The organism is Marinobacter profundi, from assembly GCF_002744715.1.
Taxonomy (GTDB): domain Bacteria; phylum Pseudomonadota; class Gammaproteobacteria; order Pseudomonadales; family Oleiphilaceae; genus Marinobacter; species Marinobacter profundi.
The window spans coordinates 1-924 of record NZ_KZ319391.1; the positions used below are offsets into that span (position 1 = coordinate 1).

General features: G+C 63.2%; 1 pseudogene. It reads left to right on the forward strand.

Features of this window, described 5'->3' with window-relative positions:
* Positions 1-924: pseudogene (locus tag CLH61_RS18230) on the forward strand (hypothetical protein); the annotation flags it as partial.

Consider the following 924-nt stretch of genomic DNA (forward strand, 5'->3'; position numbering starts at 1 on the left):
CACCCGCTACACCTACGATGGGTTAAACCGTGTTGTCCGCACCGATTATCCGGACGGCAGTCACACCGCGACCACCTACGATGCCGCAGGTCGCGTAACCGGTGAGACCGACGCCAACGACAACACCTCTACCTACGAATACGACGCGGCAGGCCGCCGCACCGCTGTGGTGGATGCACTGGGCAATCGTCACAGCTACGCCTATGACGCCGACGGCAACCTGGTCAGCGAGACCGACGCCAGGGGCCACACCACCGAGTACACCTACAATGCCCTCGACCAGCGGACCCAGACCCGCTACCACGACGGCACCACGGTGACCGAGAGCTTCGATGCACTGGGCCGTCGCACCTCGCGCACCGACCAGAATGGCCGTACCGTCAGCTACGACTACGACGCCCTCGGCCGTCTGACCAAGGTGACCGACGCCCTTGACGGGGTAACCAGCTACACCTACGACGAAGCCGGCAACAAGCTGACCCAGACCGATGCCGAAGGCCGCACCACCCGGTGGACCTACGACAGCCAGGGCCGTGTGCTCAGCCGCACCCTGCCCATGGGCCAGACCGAAAGCTTCACTTATGATGCGGTTGGCAACCGCCTGAGCCATACCGACTTCAATGGCCAGACCACCACCTACGGTTATGACCTCAGCCAACGGCTGACTCAGGTGATTTACGGTGACGGCACCACCGAAAGCTACACCTATGACGCTGTCGGCAACCGCCTGACCGCCACCACATCGGAAGGCACTACACGCTACAGTTATGATGCCCGGAATCGCCTGGTTGAAGAGATCCAGCCCGACGGCTCGGTGCTGACCTACGGCTACGATGCCGCCGGCAACCGGACCCAACTGGACGTATCCGCCGGTGGCAGCACCACCGCCACCAGCTATAGCTTCGACGCGCTGAACCGGCTCGA